Origin of the sequence: Phytopseudomonas daroniae (assembly GCF_004327275.1) — a bacterium.
Lineage (GTDB): Bacteria > Pseudomonadota > Gammaproteobacteria > Pseudomonadales > Pseudomonadaceae > Aquipseudomonas > Aquipseudomonas daroniae.
Genome location: NZ_QJUJ01000002.1, coordinates 428,436 through 447,991, shown reverse-complemented (window position 1 = coordinate 447,991; position 19,556 = coordinate 428,436). Strand labels below are relative to the sequence as shown.

Sequence of the window (19,556 nt, the reverse complement as noted above, 5' to 3'; positions counted from 1 at the left end):
GGAGATGACAGATTTGTCAGCACGCCTCGCCAGGCAGATCAACATCCACCTGGCAAGGCTTTACGCCGCACAGCCGATCAGAGCACGTTGGGCTCGATTTCCAATCTAACGCCAAAGCGCTCGGCGATATCCACCTGGATACGCTGCGCCAACCCGAGCAATTGCTGCCCGGTGGCCTGGCCGTAGTTGACCAGTACCAGCGCCTGCAGCCGATGCACGCCGGCATCGCCATCGCGAAAGCCCTTCCAGCCGGCCTTTTCGATCAACCAGCCAGCCGCCAGTTTCACCTGGCCATCCGCCTGGGGATAGGCCACCAGATCCGCATACTGTTGCTGCAGACGCTGCGCCAGTTCAGTGGACACCAACGGGTTCTTGAAGAAGCTGCCGGCGTTGCCGAGCACGGCGGGATCCGGCAGCTTTTCGCTGCGAATGGCGCAGATGGCACGGCTGACATCAGTAGCGTTCGGCGCCTCGATGCCCTGCTCTACCAGGCGCTGACGCACCGGGCCGTAGTCGAGATGCAAGGGAGCGTTGCGGTTCAGGGCGAAGCGCACGCGCAGGATGATCCAGCGCCCGCTTTCACGCTTGAACAGGCTATCGCGATAAGCGAAGGCGCAATCTTGCAGATCGAACTCGCGGATCTCGCCATTTTGACGATCCAGGGCAGTCAGCCCCAGGAAGCAATCCTTCAGTTCGACGCCATAGGCGCCGATGTTCTGCACTGGCGAGGCACCGACCGTGCCGGGAATCAGACTGAGGTTTTCCAGGCCGGCAAAACCCTGCTGCAGCGTCCATTGCACGAACGCGTGCCAGGGCTCGCCCGCCTCGGCCTCGATCTCCACTCGCTCGCCATCATCGGCCAATACCTGGATACCGCGGCTGGCCATGCGCAGTACCAACGCCTCGACATCCGTGGTCAGCAGCAGATTGCTGCCGCCACCCAGCACCAGCAACGGCACCTGCCGCTCGCGGGCGGCCTCCAGCGCCTGGCGAACCTGCGCATCATCATCGGCCTCGGCCCAATAGCGCGCGGCTACATCGACGCCAAAGGTGTTGTAGGCCTGCAACGACACGCCGGACTGTACGACCAGGCTCATAAACGCCCCTTGAGTTCGATCAGCAGTGCATCGCTGGCCTGCTCGAGCAGATCCAGCACCTGCTCGAAGCCGTTGGCACCGCCGTAGTAAGGATCAGGCACCTCATCCACGGCCAGTTGATAACGACGCAGATACAGATCCAGTTCTCCCCGCGCCTGAGCCGGGCGCATGCGCTGCAGATCGCACAGATTGGCGGTATCCATGGTCAACACCAGATCGAAGCGAGCGAAGTCGTCCACGGAGACCTGGCGACCACGCAGATTGGACAGGTCATAGCCACGTCGACTGGCGGCCTCTTGGGCGCGTTGATCCGGGGCTTTGCCCACGTGCCAGTCACCGGTACCGGCGGAGTCCACCTCGATACGTTCAGCCAAACCTGCCTGCTGCAAACGCTGACGCAAGATCGCCTCGGCGGTGGGTGAACGACAGATATTACCCAGGCAAACGAACAGAACGCGCATCAGGCACCCAGTAACCGACGCACGCGGTCGAGGTCTTCCTGGGTGTCGACGCCCGCGGACGGTGCTTCCAGGGCATCGGCTACATGGATACGCACGCCGTGCCAGAGCGCACGCAACTGCTCCAGGCACTCGGTGTTTTCCAGCCAGCATGGGCCCCAGGCAACGAAGTCGTGAAGGAAGCCGGCTCGATAGGCATAGATGCCGATATGCCGACGATAGGGAACGTTGGCGGGCAGCGTATCGCGATCGGCTGCGAACGCATCACGCGCCCAGGGCAGCGGCGCACGGCTGAAGGTCAATGCCAAGCCATTGAGGTCGCTGGCGACCTTGACCACATTGGGATTGAACAGCGCGGCGACATCACTGATCGGCTCGGCCAGAGTGGCGATGGCAGCCTGGGGATTGGCGGCCAGATTGGCGGCCACCTGGTCGATGATCGCAGGCGGCACCAGCGGTTCGTCGCCCTGCACATTGACCACGATGGCATCGGCAGCCAGGCCAAGCGCAGCAGCCACTTCGGCCAGGCGATCGGTGCCGGAGTTGTGATCGACGCGAGTCAGCAGCACCTGGGCACCGAAACCCTGACAGGCCTCCTTGATGCGCGCATCATCGGTGGCCACCACGACCTGCCCTGCGCTGCTTTTGCAGGCCTGTTCCCAGACGTGCTGGATCATCGGCTTGCCGGCGATATCCTGCAGCGGTTTGCCCGGCAGGCGTGTGGACGCATAACGCGCCGGGATGACCACGGTAAAGGCGTTGCTCATCTTACTTGTCCAGGCGTTCGTCATCATTGAGGGTGCGGGCTTCGCTTTCCAGCATCACCGGAATGCCATCGCGGATCGGATAGGCCAGGCCGGCACCTTTACTGATCAGTTCGGTCTTGTCCTGGCTGAGTTTGAGCGGGCCCTTGGTGATCGGGCAGGCCAGGATATCGAGCAGTTTCGGGTCCATGGGGAATCCTTGAGAACAAGAGGAATGAACGCGTGACGCGGTTACTGCCGCTCGCCGAGCAAACGATCCAGCCGAGCATCGAACCAGGCGCGGAACGCCGCCGAAGGTTGGGCGTCGACGGCCAGGTACCACCAGTCGTCAGCTGCGAAGGCCCGGCATTTCACCGCGTCCTTTTCCGTCATCACCAGCGGCAGCGCCGGCGAGAAATTCAGCAGCTCGGCGCTGTAGGCGGCGTGGTCGGCGAAGGCATGCGCGACAGGCCGCCAGTGTAGCGCCTCGAGGGTCGTGAAGAAACGCTGCGGATTACCGATGCCGGCCACGGCATGCATGGCCTGCCCGGGGGGAAAGTGATCGAGGGGGCGACGCTCGCCGCTGCGCAGATTGATCAGGGCGCTGGGTACCAGGGTAAAGCCATAACCGCCCAGGGGATCGCTCGGCGCGCCGTTGTACAGGCAGGCGTCCACACTCTCCAAGCGTTCAGCCGGCTCGCGCAGTGGCCCTGCGGGCAGGCAACGGCCATTACCCAGACCGCGAGCGGCATCGATCAGCACCAACTCCAGATCACGGGCCAGGCGGTAGTGCTGCAGACCATCGTCGCTGAGCAGCAGATCCAGCGGCTCTTCAGCCAGCAACGCACGCGCGGCACGGCCACGATCCGGGTCGATCATCAGCGGCACACCACTGCGCTGCACGATCAGCAGCGGTTCGTCGCCGGCCTGCTCGGCACTGTGCTCGGCCTTGACCCGCCACGGCAGGCTCGGCGGCTTGGCACCATAACCGCGACTGATCACGCCAACGCGCAGACCGCGCGCCTGGCACTGCTCGACCAGCCAGAGAATCAACGGCGTCTTGCCGGTACCGCCGACGGTGACGTTACCCACCACGATCAGCGGCACCGGCGCGCGGTAGATCTCGCCAACGCCTGCGAGAAAACGCGACCGCTTGCGCTGCACCACCCCGCGGTACAACGCCTCCAGCGGACGCAACAGCGCCAGCGCTGGATGCCCCTGATACCAGGCTTGCACCAGGCGGTCGGAAAAACTCGCCATCAGGGCGCTGCCTGAGTCTCGACCGTGGTGATGCGCAGGTGCGCGAAGCCCAGCTTGCCTGCAGCATCCATGGCGGTGACCACGGACTGGTGGCTGGTCTTGGCATCGGCGCTGATGGTCAGCGGCAGGCTGTTATCGCCGCCCGATTCCTTCTGCAGGGCTGCCATCAGGTTGTCCAGGTCATTCTTGATCAGCGCCTGGCCGTTGAGCGAGAAACTGCCGTCGGCAGCGATCACCACTTCCAACTGTTTCAATTCGCTCTGCTCGGGCGGCGTGCCGCTGGCGGCCTCGGGTAGGTCGACCTGCATACGGGTTTCGCGGGTGAAGGTCGTGCTCACCACGAAGAACAGCAGCAGGATGAACACCACGTCGATCAGCGGGGCGAGATTGATCTCGACCTGTTCATGCCGTCTACGTCTGAACTTCACGCCTTCTTGCTCCCCTTGGCCGGCTTGGGCTCCTCGGCCAGGTCGACATCGCGCTCGCCCTGCACCATTTCCACCAGCTTGATCGCTTCCTGCTCCATGCCGACGACCAGCTCATCGATGCGGCGCTGCAGGAAACGATGGAAGAACAGTGCCGGAATCGCCACGATCAGACCCGACGCGGTGGTGATCAGCGCCTTGGCGATCCCCCCTGCGAGCAGCGCCGGGTTGGCGCTGCTACCGCCCATGAACGAGCCGAAGATATCGATCATGGCGATTACCGTACCGAGCAGGCCGAGCAGCGGCGTGATTCCTGCGATGGTGCCCAGGGCGTTGAGGTAGCGCTCCATCTCGTGCACCACGCGGGCCGCAGCCTCCTCGATGCACTCCTTCATCACCTCACGACCGTGCTTGGAGTTGGCCAGGCCCGCAGCGAGGATTTCTCCCAGCGGCGAATGGGCGCGCAGCTCCTTGAGCTTCTGGTTGTTCAGTTGCTTGTCCTTGATCCAGCGCCACACCTGCCCCAGCAGATTGGGCGGCGTGACCCGGCTGACGCGCAGCGTCCACAGCCGTTCGACGATGATGCCCAGGGCAGCGATTGAACACAGAATGATCGGCAGCATCACCCAGCCGCCAGCTATAACCAGTTCCCACACGGTGGCAGATCCCCTTCGCAAAAGTGGCGCCACTCTAGCATAGGGTCATGATGTCGCCGACGGCTACGGTTCTCATTTTTCCCGCCAGAAACGCGGTATTTCACGCAACGCATGCGGCTCGCCGAATGCACCGAGAGCGATACGCAGCGCGCCGGTCTCGACATTGTCGTAAGCCTGGGCGTCAAACGCCGCATAACGCGAGACGATCGCTGGATGAGGATGGCCATAGGCGTTGTGCCGGCCGCGCGAATACAGCACCGCCTCTGGCCTCACTGCCTTGAGCAAGGCCCAGGAGGACGAGCTGCGACTGCCATGGTGCGGCGCCAGCAACCACCGGGCCTGCAGGTCGCGGCCGCTATCGATAAGCGCTCGCTCGGCACGCCCGTCGATATCGCCGGTCAGCAGCATGCGCTCCCCCGCCGCGTCGATCATCAACACGCAGGATGACTGGTTGCTGTCCGTCGCATCCGCCCAGCGCCAGCTACTGAAGTGCACGCCATCCCATGTCCAGTTTTCCTCGCTGCAGGGCTCCGCTCCCAGCACGGGCGGCAGAACCGGCGCTTCGCCGCTGACGACTCGGCCGACCGGCATTCCTCGAGCCACGGCCTCAGCCCCGCCGGAGTGATCGTTGTCGGCGTGGCTGAGCAGCAGCATGTCCAGTGCGCGCACATCCAGCGCCCGTAGCGACGGCAGCACCACCCGCTCACCGATATCGAAATCACCAAAACTGGGGCCGGCGTCGTAGAGCAAGGCATGTTCGCGGGTCAGCACCAGCATCGACAGCCCCTGGCCAACATCCAGCATCCACACCTCGGCGCGTTGTTCGGCCGGCCGCTGCACCGGCGTGAACAGCAGCGGTAACAGCAGAATCAGGCCCAGCCCTCGCAACGGCACACCATCAGGCAGGAGAATCAGCAAGGCGCCCAGCGCCACCAGCAGCCAGCCCCAGAACGGCAGCGCGCTGGGTAACCAGGCCGGCAACCAGTCGGCCATCAATGCCAACAGGCGAAACAGCCACTCCAGGGCGAAGCCGGCCCACCACAACAAGGCCTCACCCAACCAGGGGACGGGCAGTAGCAAGGTACCGAGCAAAGCAGGCGGCACCACCGCGAAACCGACCCAGGGTACGGCAATCAAATTGGCCAGCGGGCTGCTGGCGCTGATGGGCAGGCCCAGCGCCAGCAGCATCGGCAGCAGCCCTACGGTCATCGCCCACTGCGCGCGACCCAGCGTCCGCCACCAGGCCCAGGCGCCAAGGCGTGCGGCGAAGATCAGGATCAACAACCCCACGGCGCCGAACGACAGCCAGAATCCCGGCTGCAGTACCGCCAGTGGCTCCAGCACCAACACCGCGACCAACGCCACCAGCAGCGGCAAGCTGATGCCCAGGTGGCGAAAGCGCCAGCGCCACAGCAGCACCAGACCGATCATCGCGCAGGCGCGCTGCACCGGCACCTCGAAGCCGGCCAGGAGGCTGTAACCGACCGCTGAAGAGAAAGCCAACAGGCAGGCCACTGGCAGCCAGGGCACAAACCGCGGCCACCAGCCCAGCCGCGCCAGCCAGAACACCAGGCCATAGAACATACCGGCCACCAGCGTCACATGCTGGCCCGAGATCACCAGCAGGTGCACCGTGCCGGTATCCTGCAGCACGCGCCAGTCGGCGACCGAAAGCCCGGAGCCATCGCCCAGAACCAGGGCGGCCAGGCCCCCGGCACGACCATGAGGATCTTCGGCGAGCATCCGCTGACGCAGGCGATCACGCCAGGCGCTACTGTTGCCCGCCTCGTCGAGGCGCTGCCCGGACTTGATGGTGCCTACGCCGCCGATACGCTGCGCCAGCAACCAGGCCTCGTAATCGAAGGACTGCGGATTGACCAGACCGTGGGGGCGCTTGAGGTTGACCGCCAGCCGCCAGGTTTCGCCAGCCCGAATCTCCGGCCCGCCATACCAGGACAGGCGCAATAGCTGCGGCAACTCCGCCCGGCGCGATTGCGGCTGTGCCAGGTGAAAGCGCACCACGCCCTCACGCACGTCCGGCAGATCCACCACCCGGCCCTCGAGCCACAGGGTGCGGCCGTCGAGTGCCGGGTCGAGGCGATCATCCAGCGCCCATTGCGCGGACAGACAAGCCCAACTGAAGCCCAGCAGAAACAGGCCTACGGGATAAGTGCGAAAAGGCAACAGCGTCAGCCCCGCCAGACCTGACGCCAGCACTACGAAGGTTGACGGCAGTTGCGGTACGAAGCGCAGCAGCAACAGACCCGCTGCCAATGCCAGCAACCCGTTGCGCAGGCTGCCTGATCGAGTCCCATCCATGGGCGCCCTTCTGATCCAGAAACGAAAAGGCCGCTATATCGATAGCGGCCTTTTCGAGACTAGCACCTCATTCGTAACGCAGCGCCTCGGCCGGCTGCGTACGCGACGCACGCCAGGACGGATACAGTGTGGCGAGGAAGCTGAGGATCAGCGCCGCGCTGCAGATCAGCACCACATCACCGACCTGCAGCTCGGACGGCAAGGTACTGATGAAGTACACGTCGGAGCTGAACACATGCTGGCCGCTGACGCGTTCCAGCCAACCGACCAGCTCGCTGACATTGAGCGCTGCCAACACACCGAGCACGCCACCGATCAGGGTACCGATCACGCCGATCACCGTACCCTGCACCATGAAGATGCCCATGATCTGCCGGGGCGTGGCGCCCAGGGTTCGCAGGATGGCGATATCCGCGCCCTTGTCGGCGACCACCATGATCAGCGTGGCGATGATATTGAAGGCAGCCACCGCGACGATCAGCAACAGCAGCAGGCCGATCATGGTCTTCTCCATTTTCATGGCACTGAACAGGCTGCCCTGGGTTTGCGTCCAGTCGCTGGCGTGATAACTCTCGCCCAACTGTGCGGCAATGGCGGCGGCTACCTGTGGCGACTGGTACAGATCCTTCAACTTGAGGCGGATGCTCTGCACCGAGCCCGGCTCCAGGCGCTGGATCTGCGCGGCGTCGGCGACGTTGATCAGGGCCAGAGAGCTGTCCAGATCGGCGCCGACCTTGAAGACTCCGACCACGTTCAGGCGCTGCATGCGCGGCGTGATACCACCGGGCACCGAACTGATTTCCGGCACGATCAGCGCCAGTCGATCGCCGACCTGCAATTGAAAGCGCCGCGCCGTGATCTCGCCAATGATCACCCCATACTCGCCTTCGCGCAGATCGCTCAAGCGGCCCTGCACCATGTGATCGCCGATGATCGAGACCTTCGGCTCCAGCTCGGGGTCGATACCATGCAGTTGAATAGGCTGCATGACACCGCGGTAGGAAAGCATGCCCTCCAGCTCGGCGAACGGCACGGCAGCTTCCACCTGGGAATTTTCCAACGCGACCTTGGCTGGCGCCTGCCAATCGGCCAGGGCCGGCGAACCGGCGATGGTCGCGTGGGGCACCATGCCAAGAATCCGCGAGCTCATTTCACGGTGAAAGCCATTCATCACCGACAGCACCACGATCATTGCCAGCACACCGAGGGACAGGCCGATCATCGACGTCAGGGAAATGAACGAGATGAAGTGATTGCGGCGCTTGGCACGGGTGTAACGCAGGCCGATGAAGACACTCAGCGGGCGAAACATCAGGCGTGCACCAGCTTGCCGTCTTCCAGGCTCAGCACTCGATCCATCTGTCGCGCCAGTTGCAGGTCGTGGGTTACCACCAGAAAGGCGGTCTGCGACTGAGTGCTCAGCTCGCGCATCAGATCCTGAATGCCTTGAGCGGTATGATTATCCAGGTTGCCGGTGGGCTCATCGAGCAGCACCAGACCAGGACGATTGACCAACGCCCGGGCAATCGCCACCCGCTGCCGTTCACCACCGGACAGCTCGGCCGGCTTGTGGCTCAGGCGATGGCCCAAACCGACGCGCTCGAGCAACTCGGTGGCCCGCTGACGCGACTCGCTGATCGAGGTTTTGCCGATCAGCAGCGGCATGCACACGTTCTCCAGCGCTGTAAATTCGGCCAACAGGTGGTGGAACTGATAGACGAAGCCCAGCGCGCGGTTACGCAACAGGCCGCGCTGTTTTTCGTTGAGTGCCGACAGTTCTTCGCCCGCCAGCCAGACACTGCCGCCACTCGGTGTATCCAGGCCGCCGAGCATGTTCAGCAGCGTGCTCTTGCCCGAGCCGGAACTGCCGACAATGGCCACGCGCTCGCCCGGGAGCAGCTCCAGTTGCAGGTCGTCGAGTACCACCACCGACTGCGGGCCTTCTTCGTAACACTTGCTCAGGTTGCGGCAACTGAGCACGGCGCTCGCCTGCACGACCGGATCACTCATAACGTAATGCCTCCGCGGGCTGGGTGCGCGCCGCGCGCCAGGCCGGATAAAGAGTAGCGAGGAAACTCAGAACCAATGCCGCAGCGCAGACCTGCACCACGTCGGCGAGCATCAGCTGCGACGGCAGGTAATCGATGAAGTACACATCGGCATTGAGAAACTTGAAGCCGAGCAGGCGCTCGACGCCGGCGATGATCGAACTGATGTTGAGCGCGGCGAGAATGCCGAGCAGCGCACCGATCAGGGTGCCGATCACCCCGATCACCGTGCCCTGCACCATGAAGGTGGCCATGATTTGCATCGGCGTAGCGCCGAGGGTGCGCAGGATGGCGATATCGCCCTTCTTGTCGGTCACCACCATCACCAGCGTGGAAATGATATTGAAGGCAGCCACCGCGACGATCAGCAGCAGCAACAGACCGATCATGGCTTTTTCCATGCGGATGGCCTGATACAGGTTGCCGTGGGTACGTGTCCAGTCGCGGGCCAGGTAATCCTGCTCGCCGAAGCTTTGCGCCAGCTGCCAGGCGGTGCGCGGCGCCTGGAACAGGTCGGCGAACTTGAGGCGGATGCCCTGCACCTGGTCTGCCTGATGACGCTGCAGGCGGGCCAGATCCTGAATATGGGTCATGGCCACGAAGCCATCGATTTCACCGGCACCGACATGGAAGATGCCGACCACGGTGAAGCGTTTGAGACGCGGAAACATGCCACCTGGGGTGACGGTGACTTCCGGCGCCACGAAGGTCAGCTTGTCACCAAGACCGACCCCGAGCTTCTCGGCAGCCTTGTCGCCGATGACGATGCCGAAGGTGCCAGGCTGCAGATCCTCCAGCCGGCCCTCGCGGAAGAAATCGCCAATGATCGACACCTTGGGCTCCTCGACGGGATCCACGGCGTTGATCAGCACCTTCTGCACCTTGCCATCATTGGTCAGCAGGCCCTGCATCTGGCTGAACGGCGCCACTGCAATGACCTGCGGGTTCTGCAACGCGCGGTCGGCGAGGCGGCGCCAATCACTGATCGGCGTGGAGCTCTCGACCGTGGCGTGGGGCACCATGCCCAGCACGCGGGTACGCATTTCATGGTCGAAGCCGTTCATCACCGACAGCACCAGGATCATCACCAGCACACCGAGTGCCAGCCCGATCATCGAGGTCAGGGAAATGAACGAAACGAAGTGGTTGCGACGCTTGGCCCGCGTGTAGCGCGTACCGAGAAAAACGGACAGGGGTCTGAACATGTGGGGCGCTTGTTCGAGGGAAAGAGAAACGTCCTTGTGGCGGGGCCTGGCGAGCGGCCTTACACTCTGACCACCACTGCTGCCATGGGTTCGCCATGTCGACTCAAGATGAAAACGATCGCCGCGAATACTACCGTATCGAGGACACGATCGCACTGGATTTCACCCCGCTGGCCGGTGCCGAAGCCCTCGCCGGTTATGAGCTTCACGACGCATCAAAGCTGTTCAACCTGCTCAGCGAATTGCATGTGATGGATTTCGAGTCACAGCATCTGCTGCGCAACATCAGCGAGCGCGACCGCACCCTGGCCAGTTACCTGAAGGTGGTCAACAAACGCATCGACCTGCTGGGACAGGCCCTGGCCCAGAGCCTGCTGCGCGACATTGGCCCAGCCAAACGCGTCACACTGTCCGAAGGCGGTATCGGCTTTCTCAACGCTCAGCCACTTCCGGTCGACAGTCATCTGGCTCTGAAAATGGTGCTGATGCCTCAGGCGCTGGGCCTCTTGCTGCGCGCCAAGGTGCTGCACTGTCGCGAGCACGAAGGGCAATTCGAGATCGGCGCCGAATTCGAAGCGCTGACTGACGCACAGCGCCAACTGCTCGCCCGGCATATCCTGCAACGCCAGGCGCAGGAGCGCCGTCAGGCTCGCGAGGACTCCGAATGACTCCATCCCGGCTAGTATTGGCTCTGGTATTGCTGCTGCCGCTGGCGGCCCAGGCCGACACCCTGAAAATCCCCATCGGCCAGCAGGGCGCGAACCTTGTCGACCTGCCGCAACTCGGCCAATCCAAGCGCTCGGTGCTGGAACGCTTCGGCTTGGCCGATGAGGAGCGTCCAGCAGTCGGCAAGCCGCCGATCACCCGCTGGGATTACCGCGAATTCAGCGTTTATTTCGAATACGACCACGTGATCAATAGCGTGCGCCACCAACAGCCGCGCGCGACACGAACCGAGTAAGGAGCAACCGTGACCCTGATCTACGGCCATCGCGGCGCCAAGGGCGAAGCCCCGGAAAATACCCTGATCAGTTTCCAGCAGTGCCTCGAGCACGGCGTACGCCGCTGTGAACTGGATCTGCACCTGTCCCGCGATGGCGAGCTGATGGTCATCCACGACCCGACGCTGAAGCGCACCACCGGCCAGCGCGGCAAGGTGGTCGAGCATGACGCTGCCGACCTGATGCATTACGACGCCCGTCGCGGCGGCCCAGGTTGGCGCCACCCCTGCCCCATTCCGCGCCTGAGCGAGTTGTTCGAACAGTGCGACTTCGAACACTGGCAACTCGAGGTCAAGAGCGCCTCCAAGGTGCGCGCCGCCCGCACTGTGGAAGCCATCGCCCTGCTCAGCCGCCGCTTTGGCATGGACGACAAGATCACCATCACCTCCAGCTCCCGTGAAGTGCTGAGCGCCGCCCAGCGCCTGACCCCGCACCTGGCCCGCGGCCTGGTCGCCGAATACGCCTGGCTGGATCCACTCAAGGTGGCCCGCAATTACGGCTGCGACCTGCTGGCCCTGAACTGGACGCTATGTACCCCGGAACGCCAGTTCAAAGCCCAGAAAGCCGGCTTGCACGTGTCGGTATGGACAGTCAACGAACCCGCCCTGATGCGCCGCCTCGCCGACTTCGGCGTGGACAGCATCATTACCGACTTCCCTGGTATCGCAGTGAGCACACTGCGAGGCTGAGCCCTGGAATTTCGCAGGGTGGATCGGGCCGCGTAGCTGACGCTCTCGTCCACCATAGGCAAACTGCAACGGTGGACGGGTGAAGCGTCGTCCACCCTACGCAAAATGCGCCGATCAGCCCGTAGGGTAGCTAACCTCTTTTCATCTACCATTGCGGTCACGGAACGGCAAATGGATCGGATCGGGCAGATCCACTCTGCTCGGCGTACCGTCACCATCGTTTTCCGACAAATGCCGTCCATAAAAAACCGATCCACATGGGATCGGTTTTCAGGCCTGCTTAGATGCTCTCCCGGTTTGGCCAGCGCCAGTCGCGGGAGTCGGCGAAAGGATCCCCGACCGGCTCAGGCCACCGGCCGGAGCCGCTCAAAAAAGCCGGTTGAGCCCATCGAACGCCGCGACTCGGTAGGCTTCGGCCATGGTCGGGTAGTTGAAGGTGGTGTTGACGAAATACTTCAGGGAATTCGCCTCGCCCTTCTGGTTCATGATCGCCTGGCCGATGTGCACGATCTCGGAAGCCTGGTAGCCGAAGCAGTGCACGCCCAGCACCTCCAGGGTTTCGCGGTGGAAGAGAATCTTCAGCATACCCACCGGCTCGTGGGAAATCTGCGCGCGCGCCATGCTCTTGAAGAACGCCTTGCCCACTTCGTAAGGCACCTTCGCCTTGGTCAGTTCGTGCTCGTTCTTGCCGATCGAACTGATCTCGGGAATGGTATAGATGCCGGTAGGAATGTCATCGACGATCCGCCAGCTGCCATTGTCGACGATGCTGCCGGCTGCCGAACGACCCTGGTCGGCCGCGGCACTGGCCAGGCTCGGCCAGCCGATCACGTCACCCGCCGCATAGATATTGGCAACCTCGGTGCGGTAGTGCTCATCGACCTGTACCTGGCCACGGCTATTGACGTTGATACCGATATTTTCCAGACCCAGCTTGTCGGTGTTGCCGGTACGCCCGTTACACCACAGCAATGCATCGGCCTTGATCTTCTTGCCGGATTTCAGGTGCAGGATCACACCGTTATCCAGCCCCTCGATGCTCTCGTACTCTTCGTTGTGACGAATCAGCACGTTGTTGTTGCGCAGGTGATAGCTGAGGGCGTCGGAAATTTCCGAATCGAGGAAGCTGAGCAACTGGTCACGGTTATCGATCAGGTCGACCAACACGCCCAGACCGCTGAAGATCGAGGCGTACTCGCTACCGATTACCCCGGCTCCGTAGATGATCAGGCGGCGCGGTGTGTGGCTGAGGGTCAGGATGGTGTCGCTGTCGTAAACACGCGGGTGGCTGAAGTCGATATCGGCCGGGCGATAGGGGCGCGAGCCAGTGGCGATGATCACCTGCTTGGCCGACAGGGTTTCCACCACGCCGTTGGGGCATACCACTTCGATGGTCTGATCGTCGGCGAAGCTGCCGGAACCGAAGAACACGTCGATACGGTTACGGGCGTAGTAGCCGGTACGCGAGGTGACCTGCTTGGCGATTACCCGCTCGGCGCTCTTCAGCACATCCGGAAAGGAGAACCAGCGCGGCTCGCCGATCTGGCGGAACATGGGATTGGTGTTGAACTGCATGATCTGCCGCACCGAGTGGCGCAGCGCTTTCGACGGGATGGTGCCCAGATGGGTGCAGTTGCCGCCGACTTCGCGACGGTCATCGACCACCGCCACCTTGCGACCGGCCTTGGCCGCGTTCATCGCCGCCCCTTCTCCCGCCGGGCCGGAACCCAATACCACTACATCGTAGTTGTAGACCGCCATGTTCACTCCTCAGATCACGCCGGAACGCTTATCGGGCATTCTCGGCAGAACCAGGCCGAACGGGCGGCCTGATACGCAACATTTCGCAACACGCATAGCCTACCGGGCCAGACCGCAAATGGCGATCAGCGCTTGCCCGCGTCAAAGGTCTGCACGCTCGAGGCGCCTTTGCCTTCGTTATTCCGCGTTATTTCTTCACAAAGCTCGCGGTCGTCACCGCAGATCGAACATTTCTTCTCGATACCCAGGTTGGCGATACCGCCACAGGAGCCGGCGATGGGCTTGCGGCCCATCATCACGCCCACGGCCATCAGACCGACGACCGTCAGCATGATCAGAAAAACCATTACGAATGTCATTGCTTGCCTCCCGCAGCGAAAAGCTGCTCGAAAGTGGCGGTACTGCGTGTGACGAAACCGTCACCCTCACGGGTCACGAAGAACGCCGCTATGCCTTCACGCTCTGCGTACGCGTATCCCTTGTCGGGGCCGAGCACCAGCAAAACGGTGGACAGGCCATCGGCCATCAGTGTCGATGGCGCAGCCACGGTGACCGCCGCCAGGGTGTGCTGAATCGGCGCGGCGGTCTGCGGATCGAGGGTATGGGAGTAACGTACGCCCTGCTCCTCGAAGTAATTGCGGTAGTCACCCGAGGTGGAAATGCCGTAACCATCCAGCTCGATGACCTGCTGAATGGCCCGCTGATCATCGCGGGGCGCCTCAAGGGCGATGCGCCAGGGCTGGCCATCGGGCTTGCGCCCTACTGCCTTGAGTTCGCCGGTGGCTTCCACCAGATAACTGCGCACCCCTAGTTCGACAAGACGCTCGATGATTCGATCAACCGTATATCCGGCAGCGATGCTGTTGAAGTCGACCTGCAGGTCAAGATCCTTGCACAGGCGGTCGCCATCGATATGCAGATGTTCCTGACCGATGCGGCCGCGCACCTCTTGCAAGGCTTCGGCATCCGGAACCTGGCGCTCGCCGTTACCGCGCGGGCCGAAGCCCCACAGATCGAGCAAGGGCTCCAGGGTCAGATCGAAAGCCCCACCGCTGGCACGGTGCAGCTCATCGCCGGTTTTCACCAGTTCAAGAACGCCTTCCGGCATGGGCATGCAGGTGCCCGCTGGCGCGCGGTTGAATTGCTCGATCAGCGAATCGTCGCGATAGGTGGACATCTGCTCGTCGACTTCGGCGAAGATCGCCTCGACCTCGGCCTTGAGCGCCGCTTTGTCCGGGACGGAAGCGCTGCGCACGTACTTGACCGAATAAGTGCTGCCCTGGGCGGGGCCACCGAACTCTTCGACACTCTCGGAAAAGCCGCAGCCCGCCAAAGCCACAGCCAAGGCTGTGACAAGGGCGGGCTGCAGCATCGCTGGCAGTGGGATCATCCGCCGAAGTCGTCGAGTAGGATGTTGTCCTGTTCGACACCGAGGTCGGTCAGCATCTTGATCACCGCGGCGTTCATCATGGGCGGGCCGCACATGTAGAACTCGCAGTCTTCGGGTGCCGGGTGATCCTTCAGGTAGTTCTCGTAGAGCACGTTGTGGATGAAGCCCTTGAGGCCCGTCCAGTTGTCTTCCGGTTGCGGATCGGACAACGCCAGGTGCCATTCGAAGTTCGGGTTCTCCGCCTGCAGCTGATCGTACTCCTCGACGTAGAAGGCCTCGCGCATGGAGCGCGCGCCATACCAGAAGCTGATCTTGCGCTTGGACTTCAGGCGCTTGAGCTGGTCGAAGATGTGCGAGCGCATCGGCGCCATGCCCGCACCACCGCCGATGAAGACCATCTCGGCATCGGTGTCCTTGGCGAAGAACTCGCCGAACGGCCCGTATACCGTGACCTTGTCACCTGGCTTGAGGCTGAACACCCAGGAAGACATCTGACCTGGCGGCAGATGATCCTTGCCCGGCGGCGGCGAAGCGATACGGATGTTGAACTTCACCAGGCCGACTTCTTCGGGATAGTTGGCCATGGAGTAGGCGCGGATCACGGTCTCGTCGACCTTGGAAACGTATTTCCACTGGTTGAATTTGTCCCAGTCGCCGCGGTACTCCTCCTGGATGTCGAAGTCCTTGTAGTGAACCTCGTGCGGCGGGCACTCCAGTTGCACGTAACCGCCGGCACGGAAGTCCACGCTCTCGCCTTCCGGCAGCTTGAGGGTGAGCTCCTTGATGAAGGTGGCGACGTTGGGGTTGGACTCCACCGTGCATTCCCACTTCTTCACGCCGAAGACTTCTTCCGGCACCTCGATCTTCATGTCCTGCTTGACCGGCGTCTGGCAGGACAGGCGCCAGCCCTCACGAGCCTCACGCTTGTTGAAGTGCGTTTCCTCGGTGGAGAGCATCTCGCCGCCACCGCTTTCAACCACACATTTGCACTGCGCACAGGTACCGCCGCCGCCACAGGCGGACGACAGGAAGATCTCGTTCTCGGCCAGGGTCTGCAGCAACTTGCCGCCAGCCGGTACGGTGATGGTGCGTTCACCGTTGATCTCGATGTTCACGTCACCACCGGAAACCAGCCGTGCCCGCGCCATCAGGATGACCGCCACCAGGGCAATGATCACCCCAGTGAACATCATCACTGCAACAATAATTTCAAAAGCCATTGGCAACCCCTTACAGCTGAACGCCGGAGAACGACATGAAGCCCAGCGACATCAGGCCAACAGTGATGAACGTCAGACCCAGACCGCGCAGACCGGCGGGCGGATCGCTGTACTTGAGCTTCTCGCGGATGGCCGCCAGCAGCACGATGGCCAGGGCCCAGGAGACGCCAGCGCCAGCGCCGTAGACCACGCTCTCGGTGAAGTTGTAGTCACGCTCGACCATGAACAGCGTGCCGCCGAAGATGGCGCAATGCACGGTGATCAGCGGCAGGAAGATGCCCAGCGCGTTGTAGAGCACCGGCAGGTACTTGTCGAGCACCATCTCCATGATCTGCACCACCGCGGCGATCAGGCCGATGTAGCAGATCAGACCGAGGAAGCTCAGGTCGGTATCCGGCATGCCGGCCCAGGCCAGCGCACCTTCCTTGAGCAGATAGACATAGAGCAGGTTGTTCAACGGCACGGTGATGACCATCACCACGATCACCGTCAGACCCAGCATCAGCGAGGTCTCGACCTTCTTGGAAATCGCCAGGAAGGTACACATGCCGAGGAAGAACGCCAGCGCCATGTTCTCGATGAACACCGCGCGGACGAACAGGCTGATGTAGTGTTCCATTTAGTAAGCCTCCTCGTTCTTCACCTGGGGTGCCATGCGGTACTCGACCTTCTCCACCTGCTCGGTCTTGTAGCTACGCAGAGCCCAGATGAACAGACCGATCAGGAAGAATGCCGACGGTGGCAGCAGCAGCAGACCATTGGGCTGGTACCAGCCTCCGTTGTTGACCGTGTGCAGAATCTGCACGCCCATCAGCGAACCGGCACCGAACAGCTCCCGCACGATACCGAGCGCCACCAGCATGGCGCTGTAGCCCAGACCGTTACCCAGGCCATCGACGAACGAGGCTACCGGCGGGTTGGACATGGCGAAGGCTTCGGCGCGGCCCATCACGATGCAGTTGGTGATGATCAGGCCAACGAACACCGACAGACGCTGACTCAGGCTATAGGCATAAGCCTTGAGGAACTGATCCACGACGATTACCAGCGAGGCGATGATCACCACCTGGGCGATCATGCGGATGGAACCCGGAATCTGGCTACGAACCAGCGAGATGAAGAAGCCTGAGAAGGCGGTTACCAACGTCAGGGCAACAGATAGCACCAGCGCCGTACTCAGGCTCGAGGTGACCGCCAGGGCCGAACAGATGCCGAGAATCTGCAGACCGATCGGGTTCTTGTTGAGAATCGGATCGAGCAGCAGCTCTTTCATGGTGGGTTTGGACATGGATCAAGCCTCCCCTGCAGTCAGCTTCGCGAGAAATGGACCGAAGCCATTTTCGCCCAGCCAGAACTGAATCATATGAGTGACGCCATTGCCGGTCAGCGTAGCGCCAGCGATGGCATCGACCTGGTAGTCGGCCTGTGCGTTCTCGGGGTTCACACTTCCCTTGATCACCCGCAGGGTAGGCTCACCATTCTGGTAAACCTTCTTGCCGACCCACTTGGCCTGCCAGTTGGGGTTATCGATCTCACCGCCCAGGCCGGGCGTTTCGCCATGCCGGTAGAAACCCAGGCCGGCGACAGTTTCCAGATCGCTTTGTAGCGCCACGAAACCGTACATGGTTGACCACAGACCGTAGCCACGAACCGGCAGGATCAGGCGATCCATCTGGCCCTCATGTTCGATCTGATAGACCACCGCATAGTTTTCCAGTCGGCGAATTGAGGCGATGTCTTGCCCACCGACAATGGTCTTGGACTGCGCCGGGTCTTTCGAAGCCTTTTCCTGGTCAAAGGTGTGCGGATCATGAGCATCGCTGTACTCACCGGTTCGCAGGTCGACCAAACGAGGGGTGACCTTCTCGGAGAAGATGGCGCGCACTTCCTCACTGGACATGCCCGGCTGCCACAGTCCGGCAATTTCCAGAACAGCACGCTGGCGATCAACCAGCGCATTTTCCTGCTGGGTCGGACGCAGGATCAGCGCAGCGGCCGATACTGCGATCGAGCACACCAGGCACATCACAAGTGCGACCACCAAAGTGCGGACAGGGGTTTCTTTCAACTTAGACATTACGTGCCAGCCTCCGCTTGATGTTGGCTCGAACCACATAGTGGTCGATCAACGGCGCACACAGGTTGCCGAACAGGATGGCCAGCATCATGCCTTCCGGGAACGCCGGATTGACCACACGAATGATGGTGACCAGCAGGCCGATCAGGATGCCGAAGATCCACTTGCCGGTATTGGTCATGGACGCCGACACCGGATCGGTAGCCATGAAGATCATGCCAAAGGCGAAGCCGCCGGTGACCAGATGCCAGTACCACGGCATGCCGAAAAGTGGATTGGTTCCAGAGTCGATGGCGTTGAACAGGGTGGCGGTCGCGATCATGCCTATCATCACACCTGTGACGATGCGCCACGATGCGATCTTGGTCAGCAACAGCGCCGCGCCACCAAGCAGAATGGCCAGGGTGCTTGTCTCGCCAATGGAGCCCGGCATAATCCCGATAAATGCATTCGTCCAGGTAAGGCCACTGTCCAGAACACCCTGAACACCACCTGCGGCCGCACTGTTAAGAGCGGTGGCGCCAACGAAACCGTCAACTGAAGTCCACACTTCCTCGCCGGAAATCTGCGCCGGATAAGCGAAGAACAGAAAGGCGCGGCCGACCAGAGCCGGGTTGAGGAAGTTCTTCCCGGTGCCGCCGAAGATTTCCTTGCCGATCACCACACCGAAGCTGATGCCCAGCGCAACCTGCCAGAGCGGAATGCTCGGCGGCAGAATCAACGCGAACAACACCGAGGTCACGAAGAAACCTTCGTTGACCTCATGGCGGCGAATGGAAGCGAACAACACCTCCCAGAAACCACCGACGATGAACGCCGTCAGATACACGGGCAGGAAATATGCTGCCCCCTGGATGAAGTTGTCCCACAGGCTAGTCGGATCAAAACCACCCAGCGCGCCGATCAGACTGAACCGCCAACCATCCTGAGCAGCCAGCAGTTCCGGGCTCTGCACATAGATAAGGTTGGCCTGATAGCCGGTGTTCCACATACCAAAGAACATCGCTGGGAAGGTACACATCCAGACGGTGATCATCATGCGTTTGAGGTCAATGCCATCACGCACATGGGCAGTGGTCTTGGTAACGCTGCCTGGGCGATAGAGGAAAGTGTCCACGGCCTCATAGAGGGCGTACCACTTCTCGTACTTGCCACCTTTTTCGAAGTTGTGTTCGATCTTGTCGAGGAATTCACGCACGCTCATGGT

At 62.1% G+C, this 19,556-nt stretch carries 22 protein-coding genes; 3 read left to right on the top strand and 19 right to left on the bottom strand.

The window, feature by feature from the left end; translation table 11 throughout:
• Positions 1–77: 77 nt before the first annotated feature.
• From murB to DNK10_RS07150, 11 genes are all read right to left on the bottom strand, one after another.
• Positions 78–1,097: a UDP-N-acetylmuramate dehydrogenase gene (gene murB, locus DNK10_RS07200; protein ID WP_131191046.1), complete on the bottom strand. Its 1,020-nt coding sequence runs from the start codon at positions 1,095–1,097 to the stop codon at positions 78–80.
• A complete protein-coding gene (locus DNK10_RS07195; protein WP_131191045.1) occupies positions 1,094–1,558 on the bottom strand; it encodes a low molecular weight protein-tyrosine-phosphatase in 465 nt (154 codons plus the stop codon). The genes murB and DNK10_RS07195 overlap by 4 nt, the downstream gene beginning before the upstream one ends.
• Positions 1,558–2,322 carry a 3-deoxy-manno-octulosonate cytidylyltransferase gene (kdsB, locus tag DNK10_RS07190; RefSeq protein ID WP_131191044.1) on the bottom strand — a complete coding sequence of 255 codons (765 nt, stop codon included), beginning with the start codon at positions 2,320–2,322 and terminating at the stop codon, positions 1,558–1,560. Before kdsB ends, DNK10_RS07195 begins: the two co-directional genes overlap by 1 nt.
• Position 2,323: 1 nt before the next feature.
• Positions 2,324–2,509, bottom strand: coding sequence for a Trm112 family protein (locus DNK10_RS07185; protein ID WP_131178347.1), 186 nt, complete (start codon positions 2,507–2,509; stop codon positions 2,324–2,326).
• Between the two features lie 41 nt (positions 2,510–2,550).
• Entirely contained in the window at positions 2,551–3,558 is a 1,008-nt protein-coding gene (lpxK, locus tag DNK10_RS07180) for a tetraacyldisaccharide 4'-kinase (RefSeq protein WP_131178348.1), read from the bottom strand.
• Positions 3,558–3,986: an ExbD/TolR family protein gene (locus DNK10_RS07175; protein WP_131191043.1), complete on the bottom strand. Its 429-nt coding sequence runs from the start codon at positions 3,984–3,986 to the stop codon at positions 3,558–3,560. Before DNK10_RS07175 ends, lpxK begins: the two co-directional genes overlap by 1 nt.
• Positions 3,983–4,639: a MotA/TolQ/ExbB proton channel family protein gene (locus DNK10_RS07170; RefSeq protein WP_131191042.1), complete on the bottom strand. Its 657-nt coding sequence runs from the start codon at positions 4,637–4,639 to the stop codon at positions 3,983–3,985. The genes DNK10_RS07175 and DNK10_RS07170 overlap by 4 nt, the downstream gene beginning before the upstream one ends.
• 72 nt (positions 4,640–4,711) lie before the next feature.
• Positions 4,712–6,958: a DNA internalization-related competence protein ComEC/Rec2 gene (locus DNK10_RS07165; protein WP_208738794.1), complete on the bottom strand. Its 2,247-nt coding sequence runs from the start codon at positions 6,956–6,958 to the stop codon at positions 4,712–4,714.
• Between the two features lie 67 nt (positions 6,959–7,025).
• Positions 7,026–8,270, bottom strand: a complete 1,245-nt coding sequence (locus DNK10_RS07160) for a lipoprotein-releasing ABC transporter permease subunit (protein WP_131191041.1) — start codon at positions 8,268–8,270, stop codon at positions 7,026–7,028.
• Positions 8,270–8,968, bottom strand: coding sequence for a lipoprotein-releasing ABC transporter ATP-binding protein LolD (gene lolD, locus DNK10_RS07155; RefSeq protein WP_131191040.1), 699 nt, complete (start codon positions 8,966–8,968; stop codon positions 8,270–8,272). The genes DNK10_RS07160 and lolD overlap by 1 nt, the downstream gene beginning before the upstream one ends.
• Entirely contained in the window at positions 8,961–10,211 is a 1,251-nt protein-coding gene (locus tag DNK10_RS07150) for a lipoprotein-releasing ABC transporter permease subunit (RefSeq protein ID WP_131178353.1), read from the bottom strand. Before DNK10_RS07150 ends, lolD begins: the two co-directional genes overlap by 8 nt.
• 95 nt (positions 10,212–10,306) lie before the next feature.
• On the opposite strand from DNK10_RS07150, the gene DNK10_RS07145 reads away from it, so the two are divergent.
• From DNK10_RS07145 to DNK10_RS07135, 3 genes are read left to right on the top strand one after another with little or no spacing between them, the layout of a single operon-like run.
• On the top strand, positions 10,307–10,879 hold the full coding sequence (locus DNK10_RS07145) for a PilZ domain-containing protein (RefSeq protein ID WP_131191039.1): 573 nt from the start codon (positions 10,307–10,309) through the stop codon (positions 10,877–10,879).
• Positions 10,876–11,172 carry a phosphodiesterase gene (locus DNK10_RS07140; RefSeq protein WP_131178355.1) on the top strand — a complete coding sequence of 99 codons (297 nt, stop codon included), beginning with the start codon at positions 10,876–10,878 and terminating at the stop codon, positions 11,170–11,172. Before DNK10_RS07145 ends, DNK10_RS07140 begins: the two co-directional genes overlap by 4 nt.
• A gap of 9 nt (positions 11,173–11,181) precedes the next feature.
• Complete coding sequence (locus tag DNK10_RS07135) at positions 11,182–11,901, top strand: glycerophosphodiester phosphodiesterase (RefSeq protein ID WP_131178356.1); 720 nt, start codon at positions 11,182–11,184, stop codon at positions 11,899–11,901.
• Positions 11,902–12,267: 366 nt separating this feature from the next.
• Here the strand turns inward: DNK10_RS07135 and sthA are convergent, their stop codons facing one another.
• The 8 genes from sthA to DNK10_RS07095 form a co-directional block, all read right to left on the bottom strand.
• Positions 12,268–13,662, bottom strand: a complete 1,395-nt coding sequence (sthA, locus tag DNK10_RS07130) for a Si-specific NAD(P)(+) transhydrogenase (protein WP_131178357.1) — start codon at positions 13,660–13,662, stop codon at positions 12,268–12,270.
• Positions 13,663–13,787: 125 nt separating this feature from the next.
• The gene (gene nqrM, locus DNK10_RS07125) at positions 13,788–14,021 is read right to left on the bottom strand and encodes a (Na+)-NQR maturation NqrM (RefSeq protein WP_131191038.1); all 234 of its coding nucleotides are present in this window, start codon (positions 14,019–14,021) and stop codon (positions 13,788–13,790) included.
• Positions 14,018–15,052: an FAD:protein FMN transferase gene (locus DNK10_RS07120; RefSeq protein ID WP_244216220.1), complete on the bottom strand. Its 1,035-nt coding sequence runs from the start codon at positions 15,050–15,052 to the stop codon at positions 14,018–14,020. Before DNK10_RS07120 ends, nqrM begins: the two co-directional genes overlap by 4 nt.
• The gene (gene nqrF, locus DNK10_RS07115) at positions 15,049–16,272 is read right to left on the bottom strand and encodes an NADH:ubiquinone reductase (Na(+)-transporting) subunit F (protein WP_131178360.1); all 1,224 of its coding nucleotides are present in this window, start codon (positions 16,270–16,272) and stop codon (positions 15,049–15,051) included. The genes DNK10_RS07120 and nqrF overlap by 4 nt, the downstream gene beginning before the upstream one ends.
• A gap of 10 nt (positions 16,273–16,282) precedes the next feature.
• A complete protein-coding gene (gene nqrE / locus DNK10_RS07110) occupies positions 16,283–16,891 on the bottom strand; it encodes an NADH:ubiquinone reductase (Na(+)-transporting) subunit E (protein ID WP_131178361.1) in 609 nt (202 codons plus the stop codon).
• Complete coding sequence (locus tag DNK10_RS07105; RefSeq protein ID WP_131178362.1) at positions 16,892–17,560, bottom strand: NADH:ubiquinone reductase (Na(+)-transporting) subunit D; 669 nt, start codon at positions 17,558–17,560, stop codon at positions 16,892–16,894.
• 3 nt (positions 17,561–17,563) lie between these two features.
• Positions 17,564–18,349: a Na(+)-translocating NADH-quinone reductase subunit C gene (locus DNK10_RS07100; RefSeq protein ID WP_131178652.1), complete on the bottom strand. Its 786-nt coding sequence runs from the start codon at positions 18,347–18,349 to the stop codon at positions 17,564–17,566.
• A complete protein-coding gene (locus DNK10_RS07095) occupies positions 18,342–19,553 on the bottom strand; it encodes an NADH:ubiquinone reductase (Na(+)-transporting) subunit B (RefSeq protein WP_131178363.1) in 1,212 nt (403 codons plus the stop codon). The genes DNK10_RS07100 and DNK10_RS07095 overlap by 8 nt, the downstream gene beginning before the upstream one ends.
• Positions 19,554–19,556 lie beyond the last annotated feature (3 nt).